Source organism: Oleiphilus sp. HI0123 (genome assembly GCF_001635315.1).
Map to the genome: position 1 here is coordinate 1 of NZ_LWGE01000136.1, position 511 is coordinate 511.

Here is a 511-nt window from a genome sequence, read left to right on the forward strand (position 1 = left end):
CTGGAAGCAAGCGACCTGCACCGTCACGGTAGGCTTTATTTACCTTACGGAAGTTGCCCTTAGTAGATGGAGCCTTACGAGGGGTGGTTGGCTTACCAACAGCTTTGGCAGCTTGCTTATCATTCTCATGTGCTTTCACATGACGTGCCAAACGAGCCGCTTTATTTTGTGCAGTACGTTGTTGAGCCGCTGCTTTGCGAGCTACTTTAGGGTCGTTTGCTTTAGTAGGTGCTTTAGCCATTTTTTAGTTCCTTAATCGAGTTATTTACGTAGTTTTGTGTTTCTTCTTCACTTGGCATAGATTCTCCATACCAAGACCAGTTGTCTACCCCACCGTTCAGTAGACAGATCATTTCAAATTCAGTTTCAAGGAGAGCGCGTAGTCTCTCCTCACTGATTATTAGGCCACGGTGATCCATTGTGCTGGAAGGTGCTTAACACCAGTACTAGTTTTGATCTTAGTTGGGCGTTTGTTTAGCTTGACTTTGTAAACATCACCTTCTGACGAGCG

At 45.4% G+C, this 511-nt stretch carries 1 protein-coding gene; it reads right to left on the reverse strand.

Annotated elements, in window-relative coordinates:
- A partial coding sequence (locus A3761_RS01290; protein ID WP_068749669.1) for a hypothetical protein occupies positions 1 to 241 on the reverse strand: 241 nt, incomplete at its 3' end.
- Positions 242 to 511: the final 270 nt, after the last annotated feature.